This is a genomic window from Mycobacterium nebraskense (genome assembly GCF_002102255.1).
Classification (GTDB): Bacteria; Actinomycetota; Actinomycetes; order Mycobacteriales; family Mycobacteriaceae; genus Mycobacterium; species Mycobacterium nebraskense.
Map to the genome: position 1 here is coordinate 1 of NZ_LQPH01000061.1, position 2417 is coordinate 2417.

Below are 2417 nucleotides of genomic sequence, written 5' to 3' on the forward strand. Positions count from 1 at the left end.
GCCCCCACCCCAGCACCAGACCACCCCGACACCACCAGATCCCGCTCACCGCAATCCAGCAACGACACCTCCCCCACCACCACCGACGCATCCGCCACCAGTAGACGGTCAAAGAGCGATTCCAGACGGGTTATGTGCCTGGCGATGTCGTCGGCGGTGTACCGTTCCGGATTCCACGCGAGCTGGATTCGCGGCGTGCCGTGACCCAACCGCGGATAGATGTTGACTGCAATGTCGTGTATGGGGCCGTTGGTCAAAACGTTATAGATCGGTTCCGAAGACCCGAATCGAAACGGGGTGGCGAAATCGAGGATGTTGATGATGGGGCCGAAATCGAGGTTGTCGAGACGGGTTGCGTCGCCGAGGAGGTCCGGCCAGCGCCGGAACTGCTGATGCCGGAGCGCACCGACCAGGGCCTTGGCGACCCGATCGGTCAGCGCACCAATGGTGTCGCCGTCATCGACGCAGATGAGCAGCGGCACCATATTGGCCACCATGCCAGCACACCCTTTTTGCGCCGCGGTCGTGCGCGCTGACACCGGCAGCGACATCGAGACGTTCTGGCGTCCTGTGGTTTTCGCGATGAACACCGCCATTGTCGCGATAACCCTTGCGACATCGAGGTGGTGGTTCTCCGACAGATGCCGGCACACCAGCTCGCGCATCTGCGGGTGGCGTGGCGCCGCTGACCTCCGTGCGCCTTCAAGGTCGGTGACGTCCAGGGAGCCGCGCACGATGGTCTCCCAATACTCGGCATCAGCCTGACTGCGCGCAGACTGCTGATACTTCTGATCTGCGTCACGGATCAGGGCAAACTCGGAGAAGTCCACTTCGGCCGTGTCGGGGACTGATCCCGAGTAGGTGGCCGCGATGTGCCGGATGAAATTGTTGGCGCCATATCCGTCGAAGAGAACGTGGTGCGCACGCAAATAGAAGTACGACAGATTGTCGGTGATCCGCAGCAGCGCCATCTCGGTGAGTTGGTCATGGAGCAGATCGATTGGTTGGCGGTAGTTGTTGTTCATCCAGCTGTGAGCAGCTGCTACCGGTTCAGACTCGGTGCGCAGATCGATGCAACGCAGGGAGCGTAGGGTCTGCGGGAGCACGCGGTCGACTGTGAAGACCGGTTCGCCGTCCACCAGGGATAGCCGCGCGCATGGTGTGCCGAACCGCGCTGCCGCCGATTCGCATGCAACCGTGAGCCTCTCGGTGTCGACATCGTGATCGATGGCGAGAAAACCGGCAAAGTTGTAAGGGACTTCGGGCCAGAGTTGTTGGACAGCCCACATTGACCACTGAGCGGCGGTTAACGATCCCAGCATGTCGGGTTGCGCGCCGTAGTTGAGCATGATGACGACGAACTCCCTTTAGGCCGGCACGCCAGCGTCCGAAAGGTTCACATCGTTGAGTCGGCTTGTCGCACAACCCGAAAAGGCTCGCCCGATGGGTACCGACGAACAGTTTTGTCCCCAACTTCTGCCGCTATCGGTCAGTGCCGCATCGGGTGGCGTTTGGGTTCGTTTGCTGCGACGGTCACCGTGCGTCTCCGTGCTAACGGGTTGACGACGCGGTGAACAATCATTCATGTTAAAAGCCTCCAGCTCGCATGTAACGTGGCAACCTCCACTGTCGTTGCCGGCCGATGCTGCGCGTAGAGACCTTCTGCCCCGCGTGCGGTGGCTTAGGTCCCTACCCCAGACGGGTATGGGCGACGGACAGTAAATCGCGCCACGCCGGCCGGTAGGGCAGACCGGCGAAGAGGGCCGCCACATTGGACTCAGCACCTGCTGACCCCGATCCGGGCGGGGCATCTCAGATCGTTAACTCCGTGGGTGCATTACTTCATGCTTGGTACGCTGTGCCGTTGTGCCGTGATATGGGGTGGGAGTAGCCAATTCAGGAATCGTGAACCCGCGTGCGACACGCGGATATGTCTCACTTCTGTTGACGTCGCCCACGCTGTGTAGTCGGGCCTGGGGCTTCCCGAAAAAACCCCGTATCGGCTCTGTGAAGAGCTGGCGACATGCTGTACCCTCAGGGGGTATGGGGTACGTGGTGAATGGGGCGGATGCCCGACACGTTGCCGCATGCGCACGGCCACGGTGGCAAGCCGCCATTGCGGTGGCGGCTGTCGCCACGGTAGTCGCAATGTGGGTACTCGTCATCGGCGGGCACTCCGGGTTGCGGCCCGAGTCCCCCGTATCTCACCCACCACACGCTTTGGTGGCATCGCTGGGCGGTGAATTCACGCCTGACTTCGATCACCCACATCTTGTTGTCGGCGACTCATCGAGTTCGCATCCCGAGGCGTTCGCGGCCGCGGTACTGCCAAATTCGCCCGCCACCGCCTTGGTTGCGCTGGGTGTTGTGGTGGCGGTGGTGGCCGCGATGGGTTTGTGGTGGCAGCAGGTATTGCT

2 protein-coding genes are annotated in these 2417 nt (G+C 61.8%); one reads left to right on the forward strand and one right to left on the reverse strand.

What is annotated here, in order from left to right; genetic code table 11:
- Positions 1-1349 (reverse strand): condensation domain-containing protein (locus tag AWC17_RS06345; RefSeq protein WP_341865661.1); only part of this gene is annotated, 1349 nt, incomplete at its 3' end.
- Between the two features lie 799 nt (positions 1350-2148).
- On the opposite strand from AWC17_RS06345, the gene lpqS reads away from it, so the two are divergent.
- The coding region (gene lpqS, locus AWC17_RS06350; RefSeq protein ID WP_482805287.1) for a putative copper homeostasis (lipo)protein LpqS at positions 2149-2417 on the forward strand (269 nt) is incomplete at its 3' end.